We start from the raw sequence: 24,195 nt of genomic DNA, 5'->3' as shown, positions 1-24,195 counted from the left end.
ATATCGGGCTCGCTTTTTGCATGAGAACTTAGAAAGAACCTGTGAAAAAGATCTTCTAAAGGAACGCAGACTGGAAGTTTTCGTTCTACTAGACGATACAACATAAACCACCTTCTCACCCTAGTGAAACCACCATACGAAGACAAAATGCCAGCCTTTCACCCCCTTTTGGGAGTGAAGGAACTCGTCGCATTCGATCTCGAGACCACTGGTTTGCGCTACAAGCAGGAGGAGATTACTCAAATCGCTGGGGTAAGGCTCGGAGGCATCCTGATGGAAATCGAGGACTCCTTTTCGACCTACGTCGATCCGGGCAAGCCCATTCCGAGCGAAATCCAAGAACTGACTCGCGTGCGCGACCACGATGTGGCCGGAGCCCCGAAACCGCTGGAGGCGCTGACCGCGTTTTCCGAGTACGTCGGCGACGCCACGCTCTTCGGGCACGACATCTATCGGTTCGATTTCAATTTCATCCGGAAGTACACCAAGCGCGACGACGTGGAGACACGCTCCGTGCGCTTCATCGATACCATGGATATCTTCGAGGTGCTCTGGCGCGACTTCTCTCGCCTGAGAAACTCCTTGGACGATATCGCGGAACGCCTTTCGGCTGGGCTCTCGTCCATGCGTCGCCACGACGCCATGAGCGACGCGATCCTCCTGGCCCACGTGTTCCAACGGATTCAGGATCACCCGGAACTGGAGCGGCTTTGCTCCCGCATCCCGGTGCACGAGGAGCTTCTCCCAGCCGTCCCGGTCAAAAAGAAGAGCCTCGACAGCGATCGCTTCACCCAACCTGCCAGCAAGCGCTTCAACTACATGGCCTACTCCTTCTAGAGCGGCCGCCTCGAAGCATCGTTTTGCACACGCAGCAGCCAGCCGAAACGCTCGCTGCTTTTTACGTCCAAAGGCCGGGACGCGCCGCCAAAAAAAAAGACGCCTCCCAGAGGGAACGGCGTCCTTCGACTTCTCGATTCTTCGTCTCCAACCGAGTCGGAGAGTCCTAGCGGCGATAGGCTTCCTGCACCGCTAGACAGATCAGACCGATGAATACGATCGTTGTGATTAGAAATAGGCTCATATTGGTTCTCTCCTCCATTGGGCTTCGCTCAGCGAAAGCATACCACTGACTACCCTGCCCCCAGGTCGCGGTTACAGGGAGCGGCGCAGCGGCGAGGGCGGCCGTATTGGTTTGACGCGGTCCGACCACCTTCCTCCAATCCTCCCGATGTCCCTATCCGCCAAAATGATCCAAGCCGCCGAAGCCCTTTCGGAGGCGGTCGACGCGCTGCGTTTCGCTCCACCCGTCGCATACGTGTACAACCCCATAAAGTACGCCTGGCAGCCCCATCGCGAGTACTTGAGGCGCTACGCGGACACGCCCAAACGCGTCGTCTTTCTCGGCATGAACCCCGGGCCGTGGGGCATGGCTCAAACCGGCGTGCCCTTTGGCGAGATCGATGCGGTCAAAAACTGGATGGGCATAGAGAAACCGGTCGACATCCCCTTCCCCGAGCATCCCAAGCGGCCCATCCTGGGCTTCGCCTGCGAAAAGTCCGAAGTCTCCGGACGTCGCCTCTGGGGCCTCTTCGCGGAAGCCTTTCCCAACGCTGCCGACTTCTTCGCCGATCACTTCGTGCTCAACTATTGCCCACTGGTGTTCATGGAAGAGAGCTCGCGCAACCGCACTCCGGACAAGCTGCCAGCGGCCGAGAGCGCTGCGCTCTTCGCGGCCTGCGATCTGCACCTACGGCGCTGCATCGAAACCCTGCAGCCCGAATGGATCGTCGGAGTGGGAGGCTTCGCCCAGGCTCGAGCCAAGGCCGCTCTGGACGGGATCGACATCCAGCACGGCAAGGTCCTGCATCCCTCGCCCGCCAGTCCCGCCGCCAATCGAGGCTGGAGCGAGGCCGCCAGCAAGCAGCTGGCCGTGCAAGGCATCTGGCAAAAGTGAGGCAAGGCGCTCCGCCTCGACGGAGTACCACTCCTCGGGGTCCGGGCACGAAAAAAGCCACCGCAAGATCGCGGTGGCCGACAATGACTTCCCTCAGCTCCGTCCCGAGCCTACTTGCTCCAGTCGATGCTATCGAAATTGCTTCGATAGGTATCGCTGAAGCAGTTGCGGGGAGCGTCCCCCTTGCCATTTCGACTGGCGTCAGAAGATCCGGTCGATTTCTCCGGAGCGCTCGAGCTGGGTTGGGTTGCAGTACTCTTCTTTTCCTCTGCCATGGTGTGCGAATCAGTTAGTAACGAAGCGGCTTAAAAATAGCAGGAAATTCCCCTGTCAATTCCAATTTGCTAGCAGAGATCGCGCAAATCGAAGCAAACCTGAGCGGTTTTTAAGCTCCCGCCTGTCAAAGCCTTGTAAAGCGGCGACGCCGCGCTTTCGAAATCTGAATCCAAGCTGGCGCCCCTTTTCGTATCCAGATTGTAGAACATCGCTCCGTCGAGCGACGATTCGACACCCAACAGGATAAAGGAGGAAAACATGAAACACACTCGATCTTTACTCGCGATAGGCTCGGCCATCGCCCTTTCCTTAGCGAATTTCGGACACGCGATCACCACCGACGCCGCGAACAGCGCCGTCCAAGTCGTCTTCACGAACAGCGACAACTACCGCGACATCCGCACCAGCTCCTTCAAAAGCTCCAAGCAGGAGAAGGCCGTGCTGCGCGAGGTGGAAGCGGTCTTCGTCAAGCAAGGCCAGAAGTATCTGCCAGCTGGATACACGCTCCGAGTCGAAGTCTCCGACATCGACCTGGCAGGCGACCAGTCCACGCTGACTTCGCCCTTCGGCGAATACCGGGTCATGACGGATCTCTACCCGCCACGCATCGCTTTCGCCTACTCGGTGATCGCCCCGGACGAAACGGTGGTGAGCTCCGGCGACGCCAGCCTGACGGACCTCAGCTATTTGCACACGCTTAAGGCGAACCTGCGTCTCTCCGACTCGCGGGCGCCGTACGTCTCGAAGCTGATCGAGGATTGGTCATCTAAGGACCTTCGACGAGCCCTCGAGACGAAGATGTAGGCGCGATGATGCCGATCAGGCCCCGTTAGCGCAAACCGCGCTTGCATTGCTACCCAGCCGCCGAGCTTTCGAGCTCGGCGGCTCGATTTTGCGTTCTCTACCCGCGCCCTTCCGCCGTCGAAACTCAATCGGAATAATCCCCCGGCCGTTTCCCTCTCTGCGAATAGCGACCCGCATTCGGAAACGATCCGGAATACGCCCCATTCGCAACCCAACGCCCAGAACCATGAAACCGTTCGCAGCCGCCCTAACCACCACCCTTTTCACCACACTTGCCATGGCAGACGACAACGCATCCACACACTCCCAGAAGACGAACTTGAAAGAGCAGGATCTGGCCGCCTGCGCCGTGCCTTCCGAAGCGGAGACCACCGCCCTCGACGCCTTCCGCAAGACCGACGAGGAGTGGAAGAAGGTCCTTTCGCCGGAGCAGTTTCGCGTCCTGCGCCAGCAAGGCACAGAGCGCAGCTTCCAGAACGCCTACTGGAACAACAAGGAGAAGGGCCTCTACCTTTGCGCCGCCTGCGAAGCTCCGCTTTTCGCCAGCGCCCAGAAGTACGACTCCGGCACCGGCTGGCCCAGCTTCTGGGAAAGCATCGCTCCGGAAAACGTGGGCGAAACCCGAGACACCAGCTACGGCATGGTGCGCACCGAGGTGCACTGCTCGCGCTGCGGCGGCCACCTGGGACACGTTTTCGAAGACGGCCCCAAGCCTACCCACCTGCGCTACTGCATCAACTCCGCCTCGCTGGAGTTCGTGAAGAAAAACGAGATCGAAGAACGCGATCTACAGGCCTACGCAGAACACGCCCGCTGAGCGGAGCCATTCCGCATCGGCGCGACCGACCGCGGAAGGGCCCGACGCCCCGCTGCGGCCGCCAGCAGCGACAGGCTGTTCCAACTCGACAAGCAAGGGCGAAGCGAAAAAGCTGCCCTGCATGTCAGCCTCACTTCAGCAGCTCCTTTCCCAGCAGCCGCCCACGACCTCCGGCATTCACGAAGCCGTAGCCCTGCACAGCGAAGCCATCTTCAAGCAGTTTCGCGGCATCCTGCCCTTCTTCCTGGGAAAGCGCGAATCGGGCCCCTTCATCAACCTGACCCTACCCAACAGCGTCATCCAAAGCAGCGACGCCCTGCTGCAAACGCTTTCCGACCTCATCTGGGTCTATAAGCTAAAAACCGTTTCCTTCGTCTCGGCCCTTCGCGTGAAGGAAACGGAAGACGGCGAAGCGGCAATGAAAGCGCTGCTGATCACCGCCGACTCCAAAAGCGCCTACTTTCAGCTGCTGTGGGACTTGGACTTCGACGAGCACGCGGACATCACCGCCTCCCGCCGCAGCGAGCGCGACATCGAAGTGCTGCCCAAGGAACTCTGGAGTCAGATCTTCTCCATGAAGGTGCCCGCGGACGCTCGCACCCTCTCCTACGACCGACTGGCCGAGCGCTTCGGCGGAGAGGAGGAGATCCCCCAGCCGTGAGGCCCTCTCCCAAAACGCCCGCCAATCCGAGCTAGCCACCCCGCGCCGTGCCCATTTTCCGATTGCCGAGGGAAATCGCCTTTCCCGATCCGGAACTTGCCGAAGACGAAGGCATCATCGCCATCGGCGGCGACCTCAGTCCTCAACGCCTCGTAGCCGCCTACTCCTGCGGCATCTTCCCTTGGTACAGCGAAGGCGACCCCATTCTCTGGTTTTCCCCGGACCCGCGCATGGCCCTGCACCTGGAAAACTTCAAGTATCGCGAGTCGCTTCGACGCGTGGTGCAGTCGGGAAAATTCGAGCTGCGCATCGACACCGCCTTTCCCGAGGTCATCAAATCCTGCGCCAAGGCGCCGCGTCCCGGCCAGAGCGGGACCTGGATCACCGCGGACATGCAAAACGCCTACGTCGAGCTCCACCGCCTCGGACTGGCCCATTCCTTCGAGACCTACCTGGACGGCCGACTGGTAGGCGGCCTATACGGCGTTTCCATCGGAGCGGCCTTCTTCGGCGAGTCCATGTTTCACCACGAACGCGACGCCTCGAAGGTGGCCTTCCACGCCTTGGTCGCCTTCGCTCGCAAGCACCGATTCCATTTCATCGACGCCCAGCAGCCGACCAAGCACCTGGCGAGCCTCGGAGCCCGCGAACTTTCGCGCCGCGATTTCCTCAAACAGCTGGCCGACTCGCAGCAGCAGCCTACGCTGCAGGGCAAATGGACCGATCTCGCCTGAGCGAGCTTTACTCGACGGAACTAGTTAAGCTATTTCTAACAAACCTTAACCAGAGCCTTCCGTTCCATGCCGTTCCTCATCGCAGTCTCCTTCATCTGGGCCTTCTCCTTCGGGATCATCGGCTCGCGCCTATCCGGTCTCGACTCGACCTTCGTGGCGACGGCCCGCCTCTCGATCGCTTGGCTCTGTTTCGCCCCCTTCTTTCGGCTCGCCGGCCTGGGGAGAGGCGACCTGATCGCCTTGGTCGGCATCGGATCCCTACAGTTTGGAGCCATGTACGTGGCCTACATCCGAGCCTTCGCTTTCCTGCCCTCGCATCTGGTCGCCCTGTTTTCGGTGCTCACTCCGCTCTACATCGCCCTCGCCTACGACCTGATGCGGCGACGCTGGCAATGGAGCCTGATCGCCTGCGCCTTGCTCTCGGTGGCGGGCGCCGCGGTGATAAAGTTTAGCCAGCCCAGCGGCGACATCTGGGCCGGTTTCGCCCTCATGCAGGTCGCCAATCTCTCCTTCGGTCTAGGACAGCTGATGTATCGCGAGTGGCGACTCAAACGGCCCGGGATCAACGACTCGCAGGTGATGGCGGCGCTTTACGCCGGTGGAGCCGCCTTCGCAGGCTTCGCTTTTCTCATCTGGGGAGACTGGCGAACGATCGCCCCAAGCGGCGAACAGGCCCTGGCCATCCTCTACCTAGGAGCGGTGGCGTCGGGGCTTGGCTTTTACCTCTGGAACAAAGGAGCCGCCCGCAGCAGCGCCGGCGCCCTGGCCGCAGCCAACAACGCGGTGGTGCCGCTCGCCATGGCGGCGTCCCTCTTCCTCTTCGGCGAATCGAGCGCGATCGCCGCCGCTTCCGTAAGCAAACTGCTGGCAGGAGCGGCCCTCATCTTCGGAGCCATGCTTTGGGGCCAACGCATCGGTCGCGTCACGCGATAGGAAACGGCCGTCGCCCGCACCGCCAGCGTCGGCAGTGGCCGCCGGCAAATCCAAGCAGCCCCCTCCGGTCTGCCGCCGCCTTCCCTCGACTGCCCGCCTGGCACAGCCGGGCCTCCCTTCCCAGGCCCTCCCATGCTCTGACCGCTAAACGCAAAAGGGGCGGGACCCGAAGGCCCCGCCCCACCCTGTTCCATTCGACTGAGATCAGGCGCCTCGCGGCAGCCTCTCCCAGTGAAAGACGCGGTATCTTACCAATCTAAAATTCGCTACCAGCTCCAGCGGGCGCCCACGCTGGTCTGGCGTCCGCGGCCGGGCGTTCCCGGGATCTCCTGGAAGTCGTCCTGCCAAAGGTTCTCCACAGAAGCGTTCAGCTCCAGACCCTGCAGCTCCGGAAAGGAGTAGTAGACGCCGAGGTGGGTGAAGACGGCGCTGTCGTCGCCCTCGCGCAAAACGTTTTCCCGCTGCTTGCGGTACTCGTTGTCCATGCGGACCTGCAGGCGCTCCAACGGCGACCAGACCACCGCCCCGGTCAGGCGGGTTTCGGCGAAATTGAGGGCGTAGAAACTGGCGTCCACCGAAGCGTCGCCGTAGTCCTCGTCCTTATCGAGCAAGGTGGCGCTGCCCAGCAGCTCCCACTGTCCGATGCGACGGGAGGCCACGAGCTCCAGTCCGTAAGTGTCGATATCGACATTGCGGGCCGAGCGCGCGCTGGTGCGATCGTAGGAGAAGGTCCAGTCGACGAGGTCGGCGTCTTCGCGGGCGAACGCCGCCGCTTTCAGGCTCCACTCGCCCCTGCTCAGGACCGCGCCGAGCTCGAGGTTGCGGCTCACCTCGCGATCGAGATCCGGGTTGCTGGCGAAAAGGCCGCCGGTGGATCCGCCGATGGCGGTGTAGCCCGCGACCTGGGTCGATTGGGCCATAGAAAGGTAGTAGCGATCGTCGCCGCGAGCATAGGTCAGATCCGCAATAGGGGAAAGCTTGGAAGGATCGCGGTTCGTATCATCGTAGCTGCCGCCCGCGCGCAGGGTGAGGGATTCCTCTCCGCTTTCATACAAGAGAAACTCCGGCAGCACCGCCACCTTGGTATAGCTGCGGCTGGTGAAGTTGTTCTCCAGCGTGGAGGATTCGATTTCATCCGCGGTGAGCTGCGCGGTGTAGTTGATGGCGAATCGCCCGCTCAATCGGTGCGCCCCAGTGACCGCGGCCCCCGCCACCTCGGTCTGGTGCAGAAACGCCAGGCTATCCGAAAAGCGGTTGAAGAGATAGTGGTCATGGTGCCGGCGGAAGTAGGCGGTGGCTTCCCACCTATCGTCGTCGCCGTAGGCCTGAGCATGGTTGACCATCAGCAAGGTCGTGCGAACGCTGTCCGACTCGTTGGAGCCGTAGGGAGCAGCGTAGAGCTCGGGCCAAGCGAGGTACTTCGATTGATAGCCTGCAAAGAAATCGGTCTGTCCCGCATCGCTCTTCCGCTGCAATCTCCCGCTGTAGCGAACGAAATTGTGATCTCCGTTTTCGATCGTGCCAGCGCTTTCGGAGCGCGAGATCTCCATTTCCGCCGCCCACGAGTCCTCGCCATGCGCCGCGAAGGTCCGCCCTTGGTGCAGACGCTGGTAGTTGAGGCTGTTGTCTCCGAAGCCCACCGCAGCGCTGCCGCCGTCGCGAATCTCCGTCCACGCGTAGTCGACCGTGCCTACGGTGCTGTTGAAGCCACCGAACGCGTTGTCAGCCGCAACCAGCAATCCAGGCCCCTCCAGCATCTCCGGAGCGATAGGGATCTCCGAAAAATAATGCCCCGTCTGCGGGTCGATCAAAGTCGCGGCTCCCACCCGAAAACCGGTGTTTTCGAAAATGCCGCCGCGAATGCTCACGTCGCCCTGCGCCTCAGCGAGGTTGCGCACCTGCAGATCGAACTGGGGATTGAGCTCCAATCGCGAGACCGGCGCCCCGTAGGTCGAGGCCGGCTCCACGATAGCGGTGTGCGAACTGGTCACGTAAAGCTCAGGCAGTTCCACGGTCGGCGGCACGCCGTTTCCCGCGAACGCCATTCCAGCGCCTGCAAGCCCTGCTACCGTCGAGACGGCGGCCAATGCGGTCGATTTCGAAGCAGTGAAAGTCTTCATAACGCCCCCTAGCTCATAAAAACCGGGAGCTTAGTAAACCTTAAAATGCGTTTACTTAACAAATACCAACAACCAGCTTAACAAGCAAGGGACCGCGCGGCTTCGCCGAGCTGTCCGTCCGGTTCATCCGGCTTTTTTCGCCAGCGCGAGCAATTGATCCGCGTGGGCGGCGGAATCGACTTTTTCGATCAGTCCTAAAACCGCGCCGGAGGGATCGATCAGGTAGGCGGCCCGCACCGGCCCCCAGAACGTCTTTCCGTACATCTTTTTCTCCACCAACGAATCGGTCGCCTTGGCGAAGCGATGATCCGGATCGGAGACCAAGGGGAACTCAAGCTCCAGCTTGCAGGCGTATTTGCTGTGTGAGCCTACGGTATCCTTGCTCACGCCGATCAGGGCCACTCCCATGGCGTCCAGCTGTGGCGCGATCTCCTTCATCTGCTGGATCTGGCGGTCGCAGCTGCTGGTATTGTTGCGCATGTAGACCGAGACGATGGTGGGGCGCGTCACCAGTTCGCGAAAGGATCCGGTGCGGGTCTCGTCGCCATGGGCCGACTTGACGGTGAAATTGAGTTCGAGCTGATCGCCAATTGATACCATGCCTCTAGCTTTCGGAGGAGCGGGAGCGTTGTCGAGCCGAGTCCTCCAACAGAACGGCCGCCCACAGGGCGAACAGCATCAGGAGATTCTGAGCGATCTTCCAGGCGTAATCGAAGGCGCTCTCCAGACGGTTCGCGCCAAAGCAGCCGCAATCCAGAGCCAGGCCGCGCAGCCGGCCCTGCGCCACAAGGATGATGAAGAGGATCAGCATCAATCCGGTCAACCAACTGGCGCCGCGCCTCAGGAAGCCGCTCGCCAGGCAGACCGCCACGACCAGCTCCAGCATGGGAGCGAACCAGGCGAGCCCCACGGCCAGAGCGTAGGGGAAAAGCTCGTAGGTGAGCAGCGAAGACAGGAAGGCTTCCGGATCCAGGATCTTCGCCACCGCGGCGTAGCCGAAGAGAGCCCCCACTACGAGATAGAGCAGCTGACTGACGGTTCGCTTCATCTCCTCCCCCTCATCGATCGATTAGCCCCGCGTCCACCATGGCTTCCCAGCCGCCAGCGAGGCTGTACACGTTTTCCACTCCCAGTTCAGAGCGCAGGCGCCGGGCGACGCTGTCGGATCGCAGGCAGGATTGGCTCGAACAAAAAACCACCACCGGTCGCTCCGGCGTCCACTGATCGAGGAAAGGCGCCAAGCCGCTCTCCCAGTTTTCCTCGTTCATAGGCAAAGCCCCTTGATAGCTGCCTCGCCGGAAGTCCTCCTCCACTCGGGCGTCCAGCCATATGGCCTGCTCCCATCCCAAGGCCTCCTCCAGCTCGACCTCCAGCTCTCCCCGATCCCACGGCAGGACCTCTGGCCGGGCGAGGTAGCTGGCAGCCGCGAGAACGGCTGAAAGAGCCAAGATGATACCTGCCTGGGCGAACGCCTTCATCGCTGACCATCAAGTCCGCTGAGCCGGGCCAAGTCGAGCCCTTAGCCGATGCCATCGGCGACGCTTGGCATGCGGACGCCAAAGAGGCGACCCCGCGAAGGGTCGCCTCTTTTCAGGCTAACGTCCTTTTTTCGGCTCGTCCGCCTAACGGCTTATCGAAGCCAGCGGGGGATACTTGCTGACCACCGCGTCGATGCTCTGCTTGAAGTAGGCCATGGCCTTTTCCAGGCTTTCGCTCACATCGTCCGAGGCAATGGTGCCGATGTCGTCCTCGATGTGAGCCAGCAGGTTCGCAACCTGGGTAAATCCGAAGTTGCTCGCCGAGCCTTTCAGCTTGTGAGACTCCTTCGCGATGAACTCCTTTTGTTCAGGGAAGCTCGCATCCTTGATGGCATCGAAACGGGCGTTGCCGTCTTCGATGAATTCCTGGAATAGTTCCGCCATATCTTCGTCGAACTCCTCATCGTCTTCGCCAAAGATCATCGAAAGCTGTTCCCAATCGATTAGTTCTGAATCGCTCATTTTGAGTATTTTGAGGGTGTGGTCTCTGTGGGTTACGAGATTGCTGAAATAAATAGCATCCCCTCTAAAGTCGCAAGGTTAACTGAAGGTTCTACAAACGAATCCGACGCTGGCCGTAGCCGAGCTTGGACTCCATGGCTTTCTTGGTGACGACCTTTCCGGGGCTCACGTCGCCCACCAGGCCTTGGGCCTTGGTAAAGCTGTCGCGCAGGGCGAGCACCACCTTCTGGTACTCCTCCTTGCTGAGGTGCAGCAAGGCGATCAGCAAGGGATCCGGACCGGGCTGAGCCACCGCTCCTGCCTCGTCGTTGATGATCGTGCCAATCATGCGCTTGGCGAAGGAGATCAAACAGGCCATGCGCTCGTAGTTTCCGGCCTCGGACGGCTCGAATTGGCAGTAGACAGGCACCACGATCTCGTCCGAGAAGCCCCACTGGCGCATGACGGATGCCCCCGCCTTGGCGTGGTTGAGGCCGAAAATCTCCATCTCCTCGGAGGCGATGGCCACGTCCTCGGGCAGAGCGTTCTGAAAGACCACTCGCTTTTCGCGCTGCATCAGCTCGCGCTCGATGAACACCATGCCGATCCCGTGCAGCAGTCCGATGGTATAGGCTACGCCGGGATCCTCGCCGTACTTGCGAGCGAGTCGCTCCATGGCCAAGGCGCACGCCACGGAGCGACGCCAGAACTGTCCCGCGCTCAGGGCGTAGGTCTCCAGCGGCTTGGCCATCACATCGGAGAAGGCCAACATGGTCACGATTTGATAAACGTCGCTGAATCCGAGCTGCATGATGGCGTCATCGATGGAGTCGATGTGGTAGCCCGGATTGAAGAAGGCGCTGTTGGCGGTCTTCAGGATCATCGAACTGAGAGCCGGATCCATGCGAATCATGTCGCGAATGTCGTCCGGGTTGGTGTTGCAGTCCGATACCATCGCCTGCAGGCGGGGTAAAATTTGCGGGGCCACAGACATCTCGTCGAGGTCGCTCAGGATGTCGTCTTCGTTTATCGGGTGAGTGATCATATGGCTAAAAGAAAGTCTTCCCCAGCTTCATCGGACGCGTTTCCGCCAAGTTGAGCGATAAGAGCCCCTCGCTCCACTCAGCAGCGGCCCTCATAGGCGCCATTCCCCTGAGGCTCCCTCTGGAGCGGCGGGCGCTACTCAGCGAAAAAATAGTGTAAACTACCCAGCAAGCGCGGCCCGCGCCTTAAGGCCATCCCGCCCCGTGACGATTTACAAGAGCATGAATAACTCTATACGAATCCCCCTCAGCGAAGACGAATGGTCCATGCTCAACGCAGCGGCCGACAGCATCCACTCCACCCCCGAAGAGCTGGCCCGCATCTCGCTCATGCAGCGCTGCATCGTCATGTCCGAGGACAACGAGGTCTGCGACCGCACCCGAGGCCTGCTCGGCGTGGCCTTCGATCTCAACTAAACCATTTCTTCCGCTCGAGTCGCTTGTCGCCAAGGCTTTTGGCTTGCAGCCACATACGCGCTCGGGCAGGTGCTAGGCTCGCTTGCGAGCTCGACTTCCATATCTCATTTGCGCGCTCTTCCTTCTCGGGTTGCTCCTGGGAAAGTTCTCCGCTCGGCACGGCCTGAGCGAACTCGCCGGCTTCGGAGCCGACCACCATCGACCGACCCTCGACGCGATCGAATCGCTCGACGTCTACCGGAAGCCCGACTCCACCGGCTACGACGGGCAGTACTACCTGCAGATCGCTCTCGACCCCAGCCTTTCCGACCCCCAGCTGGTCGAGGCCATCGACCACCCCTCCTATCGAGCGCGACGCATCGCCTTGCCAGCCCTAAGCTACGCGCTCGGACTGGGAAAACCGGCGTTGATCCTGCAGGTTCACAGCGCGCTCAACATCGCCTGCCTCGGACTATTCGCCTGGCTGCTGCTGCGATGGATTCCGGTCGGCAGCCTCGAAAGCTTCGGGCGCTGGTTCTTCTGCGTCTTTTCCATGGGCGCCCTCGAGAGCGTCCGCTACTCGCTCGCCGATCTGCCCTCCCTCCTGCTAGGGCTCATCGTCATCGCGGCCCTGGAAGACCGTCGAAGCCTGAGCCCCTACCTCGCAAACACGCTCGCCGCTCTGACCAAGGAAACCGCGTTGCTCAACTCCGCGGCCTTTCTGGCGGCAAAGCGAAACAAGTCTTGGCCCAGCCGATCGACCCTCCTGGCCTTTTCAGTAGCCTTCTTCGCCGCGGCGATTCCGCTCGGACTTTGGATGGCCAAGGTCGCCGCCGCCTTTCCCCTGACCTTGAACGCCCATGACAACATCGTGCTTCCCTTCAGCGGTCTGTATCATGGCTTGGTCGACGCCATCCGCCAACTGGCCGCCAGCGAAACCGACGAGCCCGATCGCTACTGGTTTCGCATCGTCGCTCTGCTCGGCCTCTCCTTCCAGTTCGCCTACCTCATCCTCAAGCCGCGTCCGCAAAGCCGCATCTGGACACTGGGCATGGTCTACGGACTGCTTTTCCTCTGCCTCGGAGATGCGGTCTGGCGCGGCTACTGGGCAGGCTGCCGCATCGCCTTGCCCATGACGGTGGCCTTCAACCTCCTGCTCGAGGAAAAGCGCAAAGGCGTCTTCTGGATCGCTCTCTGCCTGTCGAATCTCACCAGTCTGCACGCCATCGTGCGCTGGCTCTAGGCGAGCGGAAAGCGGGAATCATCTAGGCGATTCCCTCTCTTGATTTCGCAGGCGAAGCGGCTAGGGTGCCCACATGCCGGACAAGATCTCGAAGCTGCATCGCTCATGGATCATGTCCCGCGTCGCCGGGCGAAACACCAAGCCCGAGCGACTGGTCCGCAGCCTGCTGCACCGCATTGGCTATCGCTTCACCGTCAATGGTCCCAAGAACAAAAAACTGCCCGGGCGTCCCGACATCGTTCTCCCCGCTCGCAAGACGGTCATCTTCGTGCACGGCTGCTTCTGGCACCGCCATGCCGGCTGCAAGCACGCCACCACGCCCAAGTCGAACACCGCCTACTGGCAGGCCAAATTTCGGCGAAACGTCGAGCGGGATCGCGAAACCATGCAGGCCCTGCAACGGCTCGGCTGGCGCTGCATGGTCATCTGGGAATGCGAGCTCAAGGACATCGAAGCCATGACAGCCCGGCTGGTGAGCGAACTGCCGCGAGCGGACGGACTCGAGCTGCCCGACACGCTCGACGACCAGCAACTGGTCGCCGAAACCCAAGCTCTCTATGGAAAACGCTAAGCAAAGCCTCCCTTCGTGGTGGCTCCGGGCCCCGACCCCGCCCGAAACAACCCAGTCCGGCCCTCGCGGCCCCGCCATGAATCATCCTCCCAATCCCGAAGACGAGCGCCAACGCCTCGAAGCGCTGGAGCGCTACCAGATTCTCGACACCGAAGCGGAAGCCCTTTTCGACAGCATCGCCAAGCTGGCCGCGACCATCTGCGACGTCCCGATCGCCTTGATCAGCCTAGTCGACGCCGAGCGGCAATGGTTCAAGGCTCGAATCGGGCTGGACGCTCAGCAAACCCACCGCGACCACGCTTTCTGCAGCTACGCCGTACTGGATCCGGATCAGGTCATGATCGTGCCCGACGCCCTGCTCGACGATCGATTTCGCGACAACCCGCTCGTCAACGGGGAACCGGAAATCCGTTTCTACGCTGGAGCGCCCATCGTCACCGTGGACAAGCAAGCCCTAGGCACCTTGTGCGTGATCGACAAAAAGCCCCGCCAGCTCGAGCCCTCGCAAATCGAAGCCCTACGGCACCTCTCCCGCCAAGTCTGCGCCAACCTCGATCTGCGCATCCGCAACAAGCGGTTGGAGGAGCTCAACAAAGCGAACAACAAGCTCTTTTCGGTCCTCGCTCACGACATCCGCTCCCCCCTGCTCTCCATCCTCTCGGCAGGCGATCTTCTGCGAGACGAGGAGGATCCTCTCAGCCCGGCCGAACAAAAGGAACTCCTCGAAAACGTGAACACCAGCGCCAACTCGGCTCTGCAGATCGCGGAGAACCTGCTGCAAAAGAAGGAGTTCGAGCTGGGGCATTTCTCCTTCAAACCAAGCGAAACCTCGATTTCCGAAACGCTGGAGACCGCGCTGCTCAGCCTCACCGGAACCTTCAAGCGCAAAGCGCTGCGCTTCGAAGCCAATGTCCCGAGCGACGCCTCCGTCTGGTGCGACCGAGCCATGCTCCATTCCATCCTGCTAAACCTCCTCTCCAACGCCGCCAAGTTCACCCCACGAGGCGGGACCATCACCCTCTCGCTCCGCCAGACGGACGCAGCCACCGAAATCGCGATCGCCGACACGGGGGCAGGGATCAAGCCGGAGGTCCTGCAATCGCTTTTCAAACCCGGAGCTCACCACACCTCCTACGGCACCGATGGCGAAAAAGGCTCCGGACTTGGGCTTGCCCTCTGCCGCGACTTCGCCGCAAAGAACAAGGGAAATCTTGTATTGAAATCCGAATACGGAAACGGCACCACCGCTATCCTCACGATACCGAGCAGGAAGCCGGCATGACGGACCTGCGCGACGCGTGGCCTCTCAAAGGGGGAGCGTCCTAGCCCCGACTCGAAAACTCCTTCGCCAGCGTCAAGCGATGGATCTTCGCGTTGTGACGCACGTCGACCGGAAAAGACCGATGCACGAAGAAGCGCTCGATCCCCGCAGTCTCTTCGCACCCATTCGCCAGAGAACGCACTTCAGCAAGCAAAGCCGCCTCTTCCGTATCATTCTTTGGATACGCACCGCCTACCGGCTCCACCACCAAAGCAGGCTGCACGCCTTCCCCGGAACTCAAAGCGATCAAGGCCGAGCGCAAGACCTTTGGATGCGGATTGATCACCCCCTCGCATCGATCGGTGTAGTAGACCCGATCCCCTGTCACCACGCGCTCCACCTTGCGCCCGCAGAACCATAGATAGCCATCCGTATCCAAATACCCGAGATCGCCCATGCGGTGCCATATCCGACCGCTTTCATCCACGATCTTGGAAAGCCGTGTGGCATCCGGCAAGCGGTCGTATGCCTTGGTCACGCTAGGACCGGTCACCACGATTTCGCCAATTTCGCCCGTGGGAAGAGCGTTCTCCAAATCTCGAGCCGCGAGGGCCTCATCGCTCAGAGGCAAGATCCTCGCTTGCACGCTTGGCAGCAGCTTGCCAACGCAGGTCCCGGCTCCGCGCTCGGTCTTCGCTTGAGCGCGCTCCAGTATTTCCTCATCGGATACAGAAGACACAGGCAGCACCTCCGTCGCTCCGTAGGGAGAATGCACCTGACCTTTGGTGAGGATGGACTGAAAGCGTTTCATCAAGGCCGGCGGCACCGGAGCTCCCGCCATAAGGATTCGCTTCATGGTCGGCAGAGTGATACCGCGTTCCGCGCAATGGGCGCCGATTTTCGCCCAGAGGGCGGGCGACCCGAAGGAGTTGCTCACCGAACACTGCTGAATCGCCTGCACGATCTTTTCCGGCTCCACCGTGGCGGGCTTGCTCGGATTGATCTCCGGCACCACCGTGGTCATGCCGAGGGCGGGATTGAACAGGGCGAAGATCGGCAGCATGGGCAGATCCACCTCTCCCGGCTCGATGCCGTACTGGCTTCGGATGGCAGCGACCTGAGCCTCGAACATGCCATGCTCGTAGCAGACGCCTTTCGGAGCTCCGGTGGAGCCGGAAGTGAACAGCACCGCCGCCAGGTCGTCCGCCTGCGTCGGCTGCGGGACTTCCTCGGAAAACGCGCTCGCCACTCGATCGAGCGGACCTCCCACCTTGACCCTGCCGCGCACGCTGCGAAAGGAGGGACGGAAGAGACGCGACGCCCAAATTGCCAAGGAGATGCCGACCAGAAACTCGGGTTGCGAGCGACGCACGCAGGCCAAGAAGCTCTTCAGTCCCATGCCCGGATCGATCACGATGGGCACCGCTCCGATCTTGAACAGCGCGAAACAGATCGCGATGAGCGGAAGGCCGGGCTTCACCATGAGCAGCACCCGCGAGCCTTTGCCAATCCCTCGGCCGCGGAAACGGCAGGCCCATTCGTTTTGCTCCGCCGCCAGCTCGCGGAAACTGAGCTCCAGGTAGTCGATGCTGCCGTCGCCCGCTCGACCGCGGGGTACCAGGAGCGAAGCGACTTCAGGCTGGCTGCGAGCCTTTTCGTCGAGAAACCGCGATACGTTTACCATCGTCATTGCAATTCAACTACAGCATTTCGAAACGGCAGGCAGGCATCACGTCGTGAAGCTCAACCGCGCAGCGGGGCGAGGCACGGCTCCAGCTGCTCCTTCTGCCAATCCAGAAATCCGCTCGTGTCGTTGGGATCGCGCGCCAGCTGGGCTACTTGACTGCGCGTCGCGATAAGGGTCGGGTCGATGCCGTATTCCTTGGCGAGCTTGTCGCGGTGCCCCTTGATGGCATCCTGCCGATCGAGCTCCTGCTGCGAAAGCGGCGCCCGGCGGTCGGGACGTGGCGGTCGCTGCGGCAAGGTCTTCACATCGCGGCTGACGCCGCGCTTCAAAGCGTCGGTCAATCCCTGGCGCGAGCGGCGCTGTATGCCCATGGGCAAGCTTTCGAAAACGTACTCCCAGTTTCCTTCGGAAATGCCTTCCGCCAAGGTGATGATGTAGTCGTTGCCGAGGATCTTGAAAGGCGGCCGGTCTAAGCGTTTGGCGAGATTCTGACGCCAGTACCAGAGCTCGTACACGCCCGCCTGACCGCGCTCGTCGAGCCGGTCCGATCGAGCGATGCGCCAGGAGTTTTCATCGCTGCGCGGGAAGCCCGTTTTGGCGATGCGAATTTGGTTGTCGCAGCGCTGACGAAGCCACTCGCCGCGCTGCTTGTCGTCGATGCGAGCCATCAGCTTGTCGCGCAAATCATGCAGATAAAGCACGTCGGTGGCCGCGTACTTGAGCATCTTGGGAGTGAGCGGACGCTGCGACCAGTCGCTCTTCTGGCTGTCCTTGGGGATCTTCACCTTGAAGTTTTCCTCCAGCAAGGCCGCCAGCCCGATGCGCTTGATGCCCAGCAGCTGGGATGCGAGCATGGAGTCGAAGATGCTCTTGGCGGTGAAGCCGCAAAACTCGTGAAAGAGCCGCAAGTCGAAATCGCTGCCATGCATGATCAGATGCAACTCGGAAAGCAGCTCCCAGAAGCGGTCCAGATTCAGATCGGCGGTGACGTCCAGCAGGGCGATGCTCCCGTTGAAGCGCATTTGCAGGAGACAGAGCTTGGTCTCGAAGTGGTGCAGGTTATCGGCTTCGCTGTCCAAGGCGATCTCCGTCTGGTCCTGCAGTTGCTCGCAGAGCTCGTCGAGCTCCTTTTGCTTGTCGATGTAGGTGAAATTGATTTCGTCCATGCGCGATTCGTTATTCGTGCCAGCCTCCTTTCGGGAGGTCCACGAGATTCCGAACAGCTTCGCTAAAAACGGATTCAAGCGGGCGACGAAACCAGTTCGTCGAAACGCTGCCGCAACGCATCGAAAGCTTGAAAGTCATTAGTTCGCAAAGACATCCGGATAAAGGAGAGCGTTACTAGCCTCTCTCCCCCGCGGATTCAAGCACGAGTTCCACCCAGACGGCATCGCCGGACGCTCCTGCTTCGCTTCGACTAGACTGAGTGTCTCGATTTGACCGTGCCGGAGACGAACCAGTCGCTGACGTTTCAATCAGGCCAAAGCCGGATCCCGGATGGCGATCGCCTCTACTTCCACCAGCAATTCCCGATCCGCCAGCGAAGCGACCCCGACGCCGGTCACCGCCGGTCGAGACTCGCCTAGAAAGGCGGCAAGGATCGGCGCGGCCATTTCCATGTAGTCGGCCAGTTCGCCTCGAACGAAGATTCGCACCTGCAGCAAACCTTTCACGGACGCGTTAGCCTCGCGCAAAACAATTTCCAGGTTCCTCAAAGCGCTCTTCAGCTGACCTTCGAAACTTGTTTCCGTGATCTGGAAATCGCGGTTCCAGTCGACTTGGCCCGACACAAAGACTAAGCCATGCTTTTCGAGGACTACGGCTTGGGACATGCCAAAACTCGATCCGTCGTAGAGTTCAGATGGATTAATAAGCGTCTTCATAAGTTGAGTATTTCACAGTGTTCACTCTCTAAAAATACCGACTAAGCGAAACCTGCAGATAGCTGTCCTCTCGTAGCGGATACAAGACGTCCGCTTCATCGAGGCTGGCTAGCTTCTGCAGCTCGATCTCCAGCTTGTAGCTGTCACCGATACGGCGCTCGAATTCCAGGCGGACCATGCTGGAGCCATTGTTTCCATCAATGAACAATCCCGCAACCATGCTGGTATCCGCTTCGTCATTCCACGCGAAGCGTCCGCCGAGAAAAAGATCACGATTGAACACCACGGGCGCGGCTTCACCTCGGGAATCGAGATGGACTTCCGCCAGCAGGCCAAGGTCGACAACGGAATCCATGATCCCATAAAGCGTGTATTCAAAACCTCCTACCATCGCGGAATATCGATCGCGACTCGTCTCGCGAGCGATCGCCTCAAGCTTCCATAACCAAGCCCCCTTGGTCATCTGCACGTCAAGCCCGACCTGATCCATCAGCTCATAGTACGGAATCACCCTCCTCGGTAAGCCACCGATCCGCTCGATCGGTATTAGAATCGGATCTCGATTGGTACCGCTGAAATAGTGAAGCCCGAGATCGAAATCTCCGATGTAATGCTTCCACCTCAAAGCGAAATCGACTCGCTCATCCTCACCCAAAGATTCGTAACGTGTTCGACTTGTATCCACATGGGAGGACGCTCGCAAGCGCCCCTGCCTGCCTGGAAAGGTGCGTTCGCGAAAGCCTGGCAGGGCAAAGAAACTGAAGTCCCCGAAGTCGCTAACGTAAACGATCTGCACCATTGGCTGCCCTAGTTTATCCTCTCCATCCGGATTGGCCGCGAGATCGGTCTGATTGATGGTGTCCACCAGGTGTTGCGATTCCGCCACGCCCCAAAACACTTTGGAGTAACCGATTTTGGTCTCCCAGTTCCCCGAGATCCACAGCAGCGAGAGCTCGCGGACATCGAAAAGATCGCGCTCCGGGTCGGCGGAATCCTCTCGAAAATAGGGTGTAAACTCGAACGCCAAATCCCCGTTGCCCCAACTCTGATACAATTCAGGTTCGAAGATGACCGCTCCCGTGGCTCGATTGTCCTGACCGGCATAAGCAGGACCATCCTCAAATGCTCTTCCCTCCAGAGTCAGGTGCCCGGAAACCTCCATCCCGTGGGCTAGATTCGAGCCAACGAGAGCGGCCACAGACAAGAGTAGGAATCGCACCTTCATAACGCGTAATCAGCGGGTGGATACAACTTTAGCGCGTCGTCTGCAGGCTTCGTCGATCGAAATCTCGCTCGGAATAGCCGTTTCCAAACTGATAGTCTTTCCATTCCAGCGTAGTCGCCTTGCCGGTTTGGTGATTGACCATAGTCATTTGGTGAGACCTCCAGTACCGGCCATCATACTGCCGGTATTTTGAAAAAGTCAGCGTCTTGAGCAGCGAGTCCTTCCGGTCGTAAAAGACCATCTTGCGGGAAATGTATTCCGACTGGTCGACCCAGACGATTTGACGCGTGTATCCGGATTTCGGATCGACGGGATAGCGTTCCACCACGAAACATGGCTCGCCGTCGAGGTCTTCATCTCTCAAATAACGGTAGGTGTATTTCTCCACCTCCTGAGAACTCAGGTCCTCGTAGGCGAATTCGCTACCTACGAAGGGACCAGATTTGTTGCTTGAGGAGATCCGCTTGACCCGCTCCAGAGCCGGCAGAAAGAGCCATTGATCGTCAGGCCCGACCTTTTTTGTGTATGAAAGAAACGCGGTGCCTTTCACGTCACGAGGCTCATCGAAAACGATCAACGACTTGTCGCCCTCCCCGATTCCTTCCAAGGTGCGCATGCTCATTTCGCGAGAGCTGGTTTCTCCTTGCTTGTTCCTCAGCTCCATCAGGAGCTCCGCACTGGTATCGCCGAAGCCCGAGTCGCGTCGGTCCATCTCCTCCGCGATCTGCAAACCACGCTCCTCCGCAGTGAGTCCATAAAGCGACCCGCTTGAGAGAGCCAGGAACGCGGTGATCTTTAGCAAAACGTTCTTTCTGATGTACGTATTCATTTTCTTTCTACGCTTTGAGGTTCTACACGAGAGCGGGCTCCGCTTCGCGTGATTCCACCGCTTTCGTTCGAGCGCAACGCGCCCGTTTCTTGTCGAGAGAGAGCAGTACCGCGGGGAGCAGCACGAAGTCCGCGATGAGCGCGAACACGATCACGATGGCCGTGAGCTGTCCCATCCAATTGTTCAGCCGGAAGCTTGAGAGACCCAGGATGCTGAAACCGACTGAAAGGATGAGAGTCGTCACCACCAAAGCCTTGCCAACCGTTCGAAACGCGGAACGAACTGCGGCCTCGCCGCTTAGTCCCTTCTCCCTGCGAGCGCGGATGTATTTTGAGAGAAAGTGCACCGTATCGTCGACCACGATCCCGAGCGTCATTCCCGTGATCACCGATACAGACATGCCCATCTCTCCGTAGAGCACGCTCCAGGTTCCGATGCCAAGGATCGCAGGCACCACGTTGGGGATGATGCTCACCAAGCCGTACTTCACGCTTCGCAGGGCGAACATAAGTATCAACGATATCGATACAAACGCAAGGATCGTTCCCGTGAGCATGCTATTGATGTTGCGTTCGGAAATGTAGGCGAACATCACCGTGGGACTTGCGGCCTTCACATGCATGTAGGCCGGAGCGTTTTGTTCCAGCCACTGCTCGCCTTGGGCGATGAGTTCCCGCAGCTCCTTCGTGCGCAAATCGGCAGCGGTGACAGTCACGCGGCTCGCTGACTTGTCCACATTGATCTGGTTGTTCAGGTCTAAGCCATACGGCAGCGAAAACTCGTACATCAACAGATACTGGGCCGCCAGATCGCGCTCTTCGGGGATGCGGTAGAACGCCGGATCGTCGCCGTGCATGTTCTTGTTCAATCGCTTCATGGTATCCGCGATGGAGTTCACCTGCAGCACGTCGGGATTGCTTCGGTACCATTCGCTGAATTCGTCCAGCAGACGCAAATACTCCGGATTGCTGATGCCGCCACTCTCGCCAGCGGGAAGCGAGAATTCGAGGTTGGACATCCCAGTCAGGTTTTCTTCCGCATAGTCCATATCCACCCGGACATCTAGCGAGGTATCGAAGTATTTGGTCCACTGGTCGTTGAGTTCGATGCGCGGGATCATGAGGGCCATCAAGGCCACCACTGCAGTCGAACCGGCCAGGAAAAGACCTCGATGCTTCTGAAGCAATTCCACCCACTTATCGAACAGATGCGTTTCACCTTCCGCGAAACGCTTCACTCGTAGCGGAATCACGGATACAAGAGCAGGCAAAGTCACGATTGAGAATCCACAAGCGGCCATCACGCCTATCGCCACCACATTTCCGAGATCGCGAAAAGGAGGCGCGTCGCTGAAGTTCATGCTCAGAAACCCGATGGCGGTAGTGACGCTGGTCAATAGGACTGGAGCGAAGTTGATGCGAACGCTTTCTACTAGAGCCGATCTCTTTTCGCGCCCATGACGCATCTCATTGAGCATTGTCACCAGAATATGGACACAATCGGCCACCGCTAGCGTCATAATCATGATGGGCATCGTGCCAAGTGGAGTACTCATATTGATCCCTACCCAGCCCATGAGTCCGAAGGATGTCATCAAGGTGAGCACCAGCACCAGCCCGGTAGCCAACGTCCCCCAGAAGGAGCGAAGCAGAATCGCCATGACCACGAAGAGTGCGAAAAACATCGGCATCACGATGGTCTTCAGGTCGTTAACCGTGGACTCCACGAACGCGTTGTCCATGATGACCATGCCCGCAAGGTGTGTCTGGATTTCTGGATACCGTTCGTTGAACCGGCGCTCCAGGTCGCGAGCTGCCGCGGCAGTCTCGGGCGTTTCATTCAGATCCAGTTCCGGAAGCGAAACCGTGACTGTCACTCCGGTGGCATAACCATCCGAATTGATGATTCGATTGTAGAGGAGCGGCTCGTTCAGAGCGACCTGTTCCATGTAGGCCAAACGGGCCGCGTCCAACTCCTTTTCCTCGGGAGCTAAGTCCTCTACGAAAATGTCGTCCTCGACAGCGACCGAATTCTGGAAGTTGGTGATGGAATCAACGCGCCGCGAATACGGCAATTGCCAGGCCTCTTCGGTCAGCCATCGCACAGCCTCCATAAACTTTGCCTCGTAGATGCTATCCTCTGGGGCGGTGAGCACGAAGAGAATGTTGTCATCCTTGGTGTAGACGTTCTGCAACGCCTCGAAAGCTTGCAGCTGAGGATTCTCCTCCGAGAAGAAGATGCGGTAGCTGTTTTCGAACTCGATCGTTCGCGCTCCGAAAAAGCAGGCGGCGGCAAAAAGGAGGGAACCTAGCAGGACCTTCCAGCGGTGGGCGATGAGTCCCTGAGCGTAGCGTTCCACGCGACCGGGAGCGGGGTCTTGGCGTTTTTCAGACATGGCAAAAGCTGAATCGTTGGATTTTGAGCGTGGCGATTGCTCGGCAACCCCTAAAGGTACCGACCAGTTGGTTTGTTAGTTGACGAAATAAAAGGCCGCCTAGGGGCGCAGGCCCTCGAGGAAGACAGGAATGCCTTTGGCGAGGTGGTCCATGAACTCCAGCGTCTGGTGGACCTTGATCAAGCCGACCGACCCTTCGAAAATGGCTACGATGGTGGCGGCTACCGAGCTTGGAGAAATGTCGCTGCGCACGGTTCCCGCTTCGATGCCGATGCGCAGAGCGTTTTCGATGGCGCCGATCCAATCCGCGTAGACCGTCTGCAGCTTTTGGCGAAAGGTGTCGTCGATGGAGGACATCTCCTGGGTCAGGTTGTTGACCGGGCAGCCGCAGCAAAGCATCTCGGGCGACTCCCTCATTTCGTCCGCGAAGCCGCGCAGAATCTCACGCAGACGAGTGATGGGATCATCGGTGTTCTTGAGCTTTTCATCCCAGGACAGGCGTATCTCCTCGCGCAGCAGTTCGTCGACCACCGCGTAGCCCAGTTCCAGCTTGCCCTTGAAATGATGAAAGAGGGCACCCTTGGTGATGCCCGCCTTCTCCACGATCTCGTTTACGCTAGTGCCGCTGAAGGTGCGCTGATGGAACAGCTCGAAGGCGGTCTGCAGGATCTTGGCCCGGGTGGCCTCTGGTTGACGGACGGGAGACATTGGCGACATCTAAAACCGACCAGTTGGTATGCTGTCAAGGAAAAGGTGACGCCAGCAAGCGATCAGGGCCGCCGCGAGCCCTCCTGCCAGGTGAGCCTCCACCGCCACATGGAATCCCCCGCCCCCGCCGGAAACGAACATCGACTGCCCAAGAGCGAGCTCGTATCCGACCTTCCCGATCACCAGAAACGCTCCGAGGACGCCGATTGCCAGCCGCCCATGATCGCCCCTTTCGAGCCCGCCTCGAACGAGCTTCGCCAGCAGGCCGACGAAGAGGGCCAGGGCGTAGCCGGACAGACCACGGTAGAGATCGAAACGATCGGAGCACCGAAGAAACACATCCGTCAATAGCGTGGTCCCTGCCAGCATGAGCAACATGTGGATACGTTTTCCCGCAATCTCGTATCCAGCTCCCAGACCGACGAACACGGCCAGATCCCACACCAGGTGATCCCATGACCAATGGCAGAGATGACCCGTCACCAGGCGCCACACCTCCGAGCTTGCCCACGCATCGCTCCTCCATTGCCAAGTCTGCAATCGGGCCTCGCCCAGCGTCTGGAGCCCCAGGGCCAGCGAACCCATCAGGAGCGTCACCCAAGGAACGGTTTTACGTATTGATCTCATAAGCCAGATCTCGGAAGGGCCAGCCCCTCGTTCGACGAGAGCCGGCCCC

The 24,195-nt window shown here is 59.7% G+C and carries 27 protein-coding genes; 11 read left to right on the top strand and 16 right to left on the bottom strand.

Features of this window, described 5'->3' with window-relative positions:
- The first annotated feature begins 147 nt into the window (after window positions 1-147).
- Window positions 148-837 (top strand): 3'-5' exonuclease, encoded by a 690-nt coding sequence (locus QEH54_RS05465; protein WP_309017631.1) that lies wholly within the window; start codon window positions 148-150, stop codon window positions 835-837.
- 391 nt (window positions 838-1,228) lie between these two features.
- Window positions 1,229-1,954, top strand: a complete 726-nt coding sequence (locus QEH54_RS05460) for a uracil-DNA glycosylase family protein (protein WP_309017630.1) — start codon at window positions 1,229-1,231, stop codon at window positions 1,952-1,954.
- Window positions 1,955-2,064: 110 nt separating this feature from the next.
- Here the strand turns inward: QEH54_RS05460 and QEH54_RS05455 are convergent, their stop codons facing one another.
- Window positions 2,065-2,229, bottom strand: coding sequence for a hypothetical protein (locus tag QEH54_RS05455; RefSeq protein ID WP_309017629.1), 165 nt, complete (start codon window positions 2,227-2,229; stop codon window positions 2,065-2,067).
- 69 nt (window positions 2,230-2,298) lie between these two features.
- Window positions 2,299-2,490, bottom strand: a complete 192-nt coding sequence (locus QEH54_RS05450) for a hypothetical protein (protein ID WP_309017628.1) — start codon at window positions 2,488-2,490, stop codon at window positions 2,299-2,301.
- On the opposite strand from QEH54_RS05450, the gene QEH54_RS05445 reads away from it, so the two are divergent.
- From QEH54_RS05445 to QEH54_RS05425, 5 genes are all read left to right on the top strand, one after another.
- Window positions 2,489-3,034 (top strand): DUF3016 domain-containing protein, encoded by a 546-nt coding sequence (locus QEH54_RS05445; RefSeq protein WP_309017627.1) that lies wholly within the window; start codon window positions 2,489-2,491, stop codon window positions 3,032-3,034. The two genes, QEH54_RS05450 and QEH54_RS05445, sit on opposite strands and share 2 nt — an antisense overlap.
- A 226-nt stretch (window positions 3,035-3,260) precedes the next feature.
- Window positions 3,261-3,851: a peptide-methionine (R)-S-oxide reductase MsrB gene (gene msrB, locus QEH54_RS05440; RefSeq protein ID WP_309017626.1), complete on the top strand. Its 591-nt coding sequence runs from the start codon at window positions 3,261-3,263 to the stop codon at window positions 3,849-3,851.
- A gap of 121 nt (window positions 3,852-3,972) precedes the next feature.
- A complete protein-coding gene (locus QEH54_RS05435; RefSeq protein ID WP_309017625.1) occupies window positions 3,973-4,512 on the top strand; it encodes a hypothetical protein in 540 nt (179 codons plus the stop codon).
- Between the two features lie 47 nt (window positions 4,513-4,559).
- Complete coding sequence (gene aat / locus QEH54_RS05430) at window positions 4,560-5,246, top strand: leucyl/phenylalanyl-tRNA--protein transferase (protein ID WP_309017624.1); 687 nt, start codon at window positions 4,560-4,562, stop codon at window positions 5,244-5,246.
- Window positions 5,247-5,312: 66 nt separating this feature from the next.
- Window positions 5,313-6,179 carry an EamA family transporter gene (locus tag QEH54_RS05425; RefSeq protein ID WP_309017623.1) on the top strand — a complete coding sequence of 289 codons (867 nt, stop codon included), beginning with the start codon at window positions 5,313-5,315 and terminating at the stop codon, window positions 6,177-6,179.
- Between the two features lie 266 nt (window positions 6,180-6,445).
- Here the strand turns inward: QEH54_RS05425 and QEH54_RS05420 are convergent, their stop codons facing one another.
- The 6 genes from QEH54_RS05420 to QEH54_RS05395 all read right to left on the bottom strand — a co-directional run bounded on the left by QEH54_RS05420 (window position 6,446) and on the right by QEH54_RS05395 (window position 11,323).
- Window positions 6,446-8,299 (bottom strand): TonB-dependent receptor, encoded by a 1,854-nt coding sequence (locus tag QEH54_RS05420; RefSeq protein ID WP_309017622.1) that lies wholly within the window; start codon window positions 8,297-8,299, stop codon window positions 6,446-6,448.
- Between the two features lie 123 nt (window positions 8,300-8,422).
- Window positions 8,423-8,899, bottom strand: coding sequence for a redoxin domain-containing protein (locus QEH54_RS05415; protein WP_309017621.1), 477 nt, complete (start codon window positions 8,897-8,899; stop codon window positions 8,423-8,425).
- A gap of 4 nt (window positions 8,900-8,903) precedes the next feature.
- Window positions 8,904-9,347 carry a MauE/DoxX family redox-associated membrane protein gene (locus QEH54_RS05410; protein ID WP_309017620.1) on the bottom strand — a complete coding sequence of 148 codons (444 nt, stop codon included), beginning with the start codon at window positions 9,345-9,347 and terminating at the stop codon, window positions 8,904-8,906.
- Window positions 9,348-9,357: 10 nt separating this feature from the next.
- The gene (locus tag QEH54_RS05405) at window positions 9,358-9,777 is read right to left on the bottom strand and encodes a rhodanese-like domain-containing protein (protein ID WP_309017619.1); all 420 of its coding nucleotides are present in this window, start codon (window positions 9,775-9,777) and stop codon (window positions 9,358-9,360) included.
- 144 nt (window positions 9,778-9,921) lie between these two features.
- A complete protein-coding gene (locus QEH54_RS05400; protein ID WP_309017618.1) occupies window positions 9,922-10,299 on the bottom strand; it encodes an Hpt domain-containing protein in 378 nt (125 codons plus the stop codon).
- 91 nt (window positions 10,300-10,390) lie between these two features.
- Window positions 10,391-11,323 carry an HDOD domain-containing protein gene (locus tag QEH54_RS05395; RefSeq protein ID WP_309017617.1) on the bottom strand — a complete coding sequence of 311 codons (933 nt, stop codon included), beginning with the start codon at window positions 11,321-11,323 and terminating at the stop codon, window positions 10,391-10,393.
- A gap of 220 nt (window positions 11,324-11,543) precedes the next feature.
- Between QEH54_RS05395 and QEH54_RS05390 the strand changes: the two genes are divergently transcribed.
- The 4 genes from QEH54_RS05390 (at window position 11,544) to QEH54_RS05375 (ending at window position 14,813) form a co-directional block, all read left to right on the top strand.
- Window positions 11,544-11,738 (top strand): hypothetical protein, encoded by a 195-nt coding sequence (locus QEH54_RS05390; RefSeq protein WP_309017616.1) that lies wholly within the window; start codon window positions 11,544-11,546, stop codon window positions 11,736-11,738.
- A gap of 130 nt (window positions 11,739-11,868) precedes the next feature.
- On the top strand, window positions 11,869-12,960 hold the full coding sequence (locus QEH54_RS05385) for a hypothetical protein (protein ID WP_309017615.1): 1,092 nt from the start codon (window positions 11,869-11,871) through the stop codon (window positions 12,958-12,960).
- A gap of 73 nt (window positions 12,961-13,033) precedes the next feature.
- On the top strand, window positions 13,034-13,531 hold the full coding sequence (vsr, locus tag QEH54_RS05380) for a DNA mismatch endonuclease Vsr (RefSeq protein WP_309017614.1): 498 nt from the start codon (window positions 13,034-13,036) through the stop codon (window positions 13,529-13,531).
- A gap of 76 nt (window positions 13,532-13,607) precedes the next feature.
- Window positions 13,608-14,813, top strand: coding sequence for a GAF domain-containing sensor histidine kinase (locus QEH54_RS05375; RefSeq protein ID WP_309017613.1), 1,206 nt, complete (start codon window positions 13,608-13,610; stop codon window positions 14,811-14,813).
- A 40-nt stretch (window positions 14,814-14,853) separates the two neighbouring features.
- On the opposite strand, the gene QEH54_RS05370 is transcribed toward QEH54_RS05375, so the two are convergent.
- The 8 genes from QEH54_RS05370 to rrtA all read right to left on the bottom strand — a co-directional run bounded on the left by QEH54_RS05370 (window position 14,854) and on the right by rrtA (window position 24,146).
- Window positions 14,854-16,476 (bottom strand): fatty acid CoA ligase family protein, encoded by a 1,623-nt coding sequence (locus QEH54_RS05370; RefSeq protein WP_309017612.1) that lies wholly within the window; start codon window positions 16,474-16,476, stop codon window positions 14,854-14,856.
- 59 nt (window positions 16,477-16,535) lie between these two features.
- Entirely contained in the window at window positions 16,536-17,645 is a 1,110-nt protein-coding gene (locus tag QEH54_RS05365; protein ID WP_309017611.1) for an HRDC domain-containing protein, read from the bottom strand.
- A 309-nt stretch (window positions 17,646-17,954) separates the two neighbouring features.
- Window positions 17,955-18,362 carry a RidA family protein gene (locus QEH54_RS05360; protein ID WP_309017610.1) on the bottom strand — a complete coding sequence of 136 codons (408 nt, stop codon included), beginning with the start codon at window positions 18,360-18,362 and terminating at the stop codon, window positions 17,955-17,957.
- A 28-nt stretch (window positions 18,363-18,390) separates the two neighbouring features.
- Window positions 18,391-19,587, bottom strand: coding sequence for a hypothetical protein (locus QEH54_RS05355; protein ID WP_309017609.1), 1,197 nt, complete (start codon window positions 19,585-19,587; stop codon window positions 18,391-18,393).
- Window positions 19,588-19,615: 28 nt separating this feature from the next.
- The gene (locus QEH54_RS05350; protein ID WP_309017608.1) at window positions 19,616-20,416 is read right to left on the bottom strand and encodes an outer membrane lipoprotein-sorting protein; all 801 of its coding nucleotides are present in this window, start codon (window positions 20,414-20,416) and stop codon (window positions 19,616-19,618) included.
- A gap of 22 nt (window positions 20,417-20,438) precedes the next feature.
- The gene (locus QEH54_RS05345) at window positions 20,439-22,811 is read right to left on the bottom strand and encodes an MMPL family transporter (protein WP_309017607.1); all 2,373 of its coding nucleotides are present in this window, start codon (window positions 22,809-22,811) and stop codon (window positions 20,439-20,441) included.
- Window positions 22,812-22,910: 99 nt separating this feature from the next.
- Window positions 22,911-23,519: a TetR/AcrR family transcriptional regulator gene (locus QEH54_RS05340; protein ID WP_309017606.1), complete on the bottom strand. Its 609-nt coding sequence runs from the start codon at window positions 23,517-23,519 to the stop codon at window positions 22,911-22,913.
- Between the two features lie 9 nt (window positions 23,520-23,528).
- The gene (rrtA, locus tag QEH54_RS05335; RefSeq protein ID WP_309017605.1) at window positions 23,529-24,146 is read right to left on the bottom strand and encodes a rhombosortase; all 618 of its coding nucleotides are present in this window, start codon (window positions 24,144-24,146) and stop codon (window positions 23,529-23,531) included.
- Window positions 24,147-24,195 lie beyond the last annotated feature (49 nt).

This window comes from Pelagicoccus sp. SDUM812003, assembly GCF_031127815.1.
Lineage (GTDB): Bacteria > Verrucomicrobiota > Verrucomicrobiia > Opitutales > Opitutaceae > Pelagicoccus.
The sequence above is the reverse complement of the archived record's forward strand: the minus strand, read 5'-3'. Positions and strand labels throughout refer to the sequence as shown.

Bases quoted from the DNA above. Each gene is read 5' to 3' on its own strand.
- QEH54_RS05345 (WP_309017607.1), bottom strand. From the start codon at position 22,811: ATGTCTGAAAAACGCCAAGACCCCGCTCCCGGTCGCGTGGAACGCTAC.
- msrB (WP_309017626.1), top strand. From the start codon at position 3,261: ATGAAACCGTTCGCAGCCGCCCTAACCACCACCCTTTTCACCACACTT.
- QEH54_RS05350 (WP_309017608.1), bottom strand. From the start codon at position 20,416: ATGAATACGTACATCAGAAAGAACGTTTTGCTAAAGATCACCGCGTTC.
- rrtA (WP_309017605.1), bottom strand. From the start codon at position 24,146: ATGAGATCAATACGTAAAACCGTTCCTTGGGTGACGCTCCTGATGGGT.
- QEH54_RS05365 (WP_309017611.1), bottom strand. From the start codon at position 17,645: ATGGACGAAATCAATTTCACCTACATCGACAAGCAAAAGGAGCTCGAC.
- QEH54_RS05465 (WP_309017631.1), top strand. From the start codon at position 148: ATGCCAGCCTTTCACCCCCTTTTGGGAGTGAAGGAACTCGTCGCATTC.
- QEH54_RS05390 (WP_309017616.1), top strand. From the start codon at position 11,544: ATGAATAACTCTATACGAATCCCCCTCAGCGAAGACGAATGGTCCATG.
- QEH54_RS05405 (WP_309017619.1), bottom strand. From the start codon at position 9,777: ATGAAGGCGTTCGCCCAGGCAGGTATCATCTTGGCTCTTTCAGCCGTT.
- QEH54_RS05355 (WP_309017609.1), bottom strand. From the start codon at position 19,587: ATGAAGGTGCGATTCCTACTCTTGTCTGTGGCCGCTCTCGTTGGCTCG.
- QEH54_RS05455 (WP_309017629.1), bottom strand. From the start codon at position 2,229: ATGGCAGAGGAAAAGAAGAGTACTGCAACCCAACCCAGCTCGAGCGCT.
- QEH54_RS05435 (WP_309017625.1), top strand. From the start codon at position 3,973: ATGTCAGCCTCACTTCAGCAGCTCCTTTCCCAGCAGCCGCCCACGACC.
- QEH54_RS05450 (WP_309017628.1), bottom strand. From the start codon at position 2,490: ATGTTTTCCTCCTTTATCCTGTTGGGTGTCGAATCGTCGCTCGACGGA.
- QEH54_RS05425 (WP_309017623.1), top strand. From the start codon at position 5,313: ATGCCGTTCCTCATCGCAGTCTCCTTCATCTGGGCCTTCTCCTTCGGG.
- QEH54_RS05415 (WP_309017621.1), bottom strand. From the start codon at position 8,899: ATGGTATCAATTGGCGATCAGCTCGAACTCAATTTCACCGTCAAGTCG.
- QEH54_RS05340 (WP_309017606.1), bottom strand. From the start codon at position 23,519: ATGTCTCCCGTCCGTCAACCAGAGGCCACCCGGGCCAAGATCCTGCAG.
- QEH54_RS05400 (WP_309017618.1), bottom strand. From the start codon at position 10,299: ATGAGCGATTCAGAACTAATCGATTGGGAACAGCTTTCGATGATCTTT.
- QEH54_RS05410 (WP_309017620.1), bottom strand. From the start codon at position 9,347: ATGAAGCGAACCGTCAGTCAGCTGCTCTATCTCGTAGTGGGGGCTCTC.
- QEH54_RS05375 (WP_309017613.1), top strand. From the start codon at position 13,608: ATGAATCATCCTCCCAATCCCGAAGACGAGCGCCAACGCCTCGAAGCG.
- QEH54_RS05395 (WP_309017617.1), bottom strand. From the start codon at position 11,323: ATGATCACTCACCCGATAAACGAAGACGACATCCTGAGCGACCTCGAC.
- QEH54_RS05445 (WP_309017627.1), top strand. From the start codon at position 2,489: ATGAAACACACTCGATCTTTACTCGCGATAGGCTCGGCCATCGCCCTT.
- QEH54_RS05360 (WP_309017610.1), bottom strand. From the start codon at position 18,362: ATGAAGACGCTTATTAATCCATCTGAACTCTACGACGGATCGAGTTTT.
- vsr (WP_309017614.1), top strand. From the start codon at position 13,034: ATGCCGGACAAGATCTCGAAGCTGCATCGCTCATGGATCATGTCCCGC.
- QEH54_RS05420 (WP_309017622.1), bottom strand. From the start codon at position 8,299: ATGAAGACTTTCACTGCTTCGAAATCGACCGCATTGGCCGCCGTCTCG.
- QEH54_RS05460 (WP_309017630.1), top strand. From the start codon at position 1,229: ATGTCCCTATCCGCCAAAATGATCCAAGCCGCCGAAGCCCTTTCGGAG.
- QEH54_RS05370 (WP_309017612.1), bottom strand. From the start codon at position 16,476: ATGGTAAACGTATCGCGGTTTCTCGACGAAAAGGCTCGCAGCCAGCCT.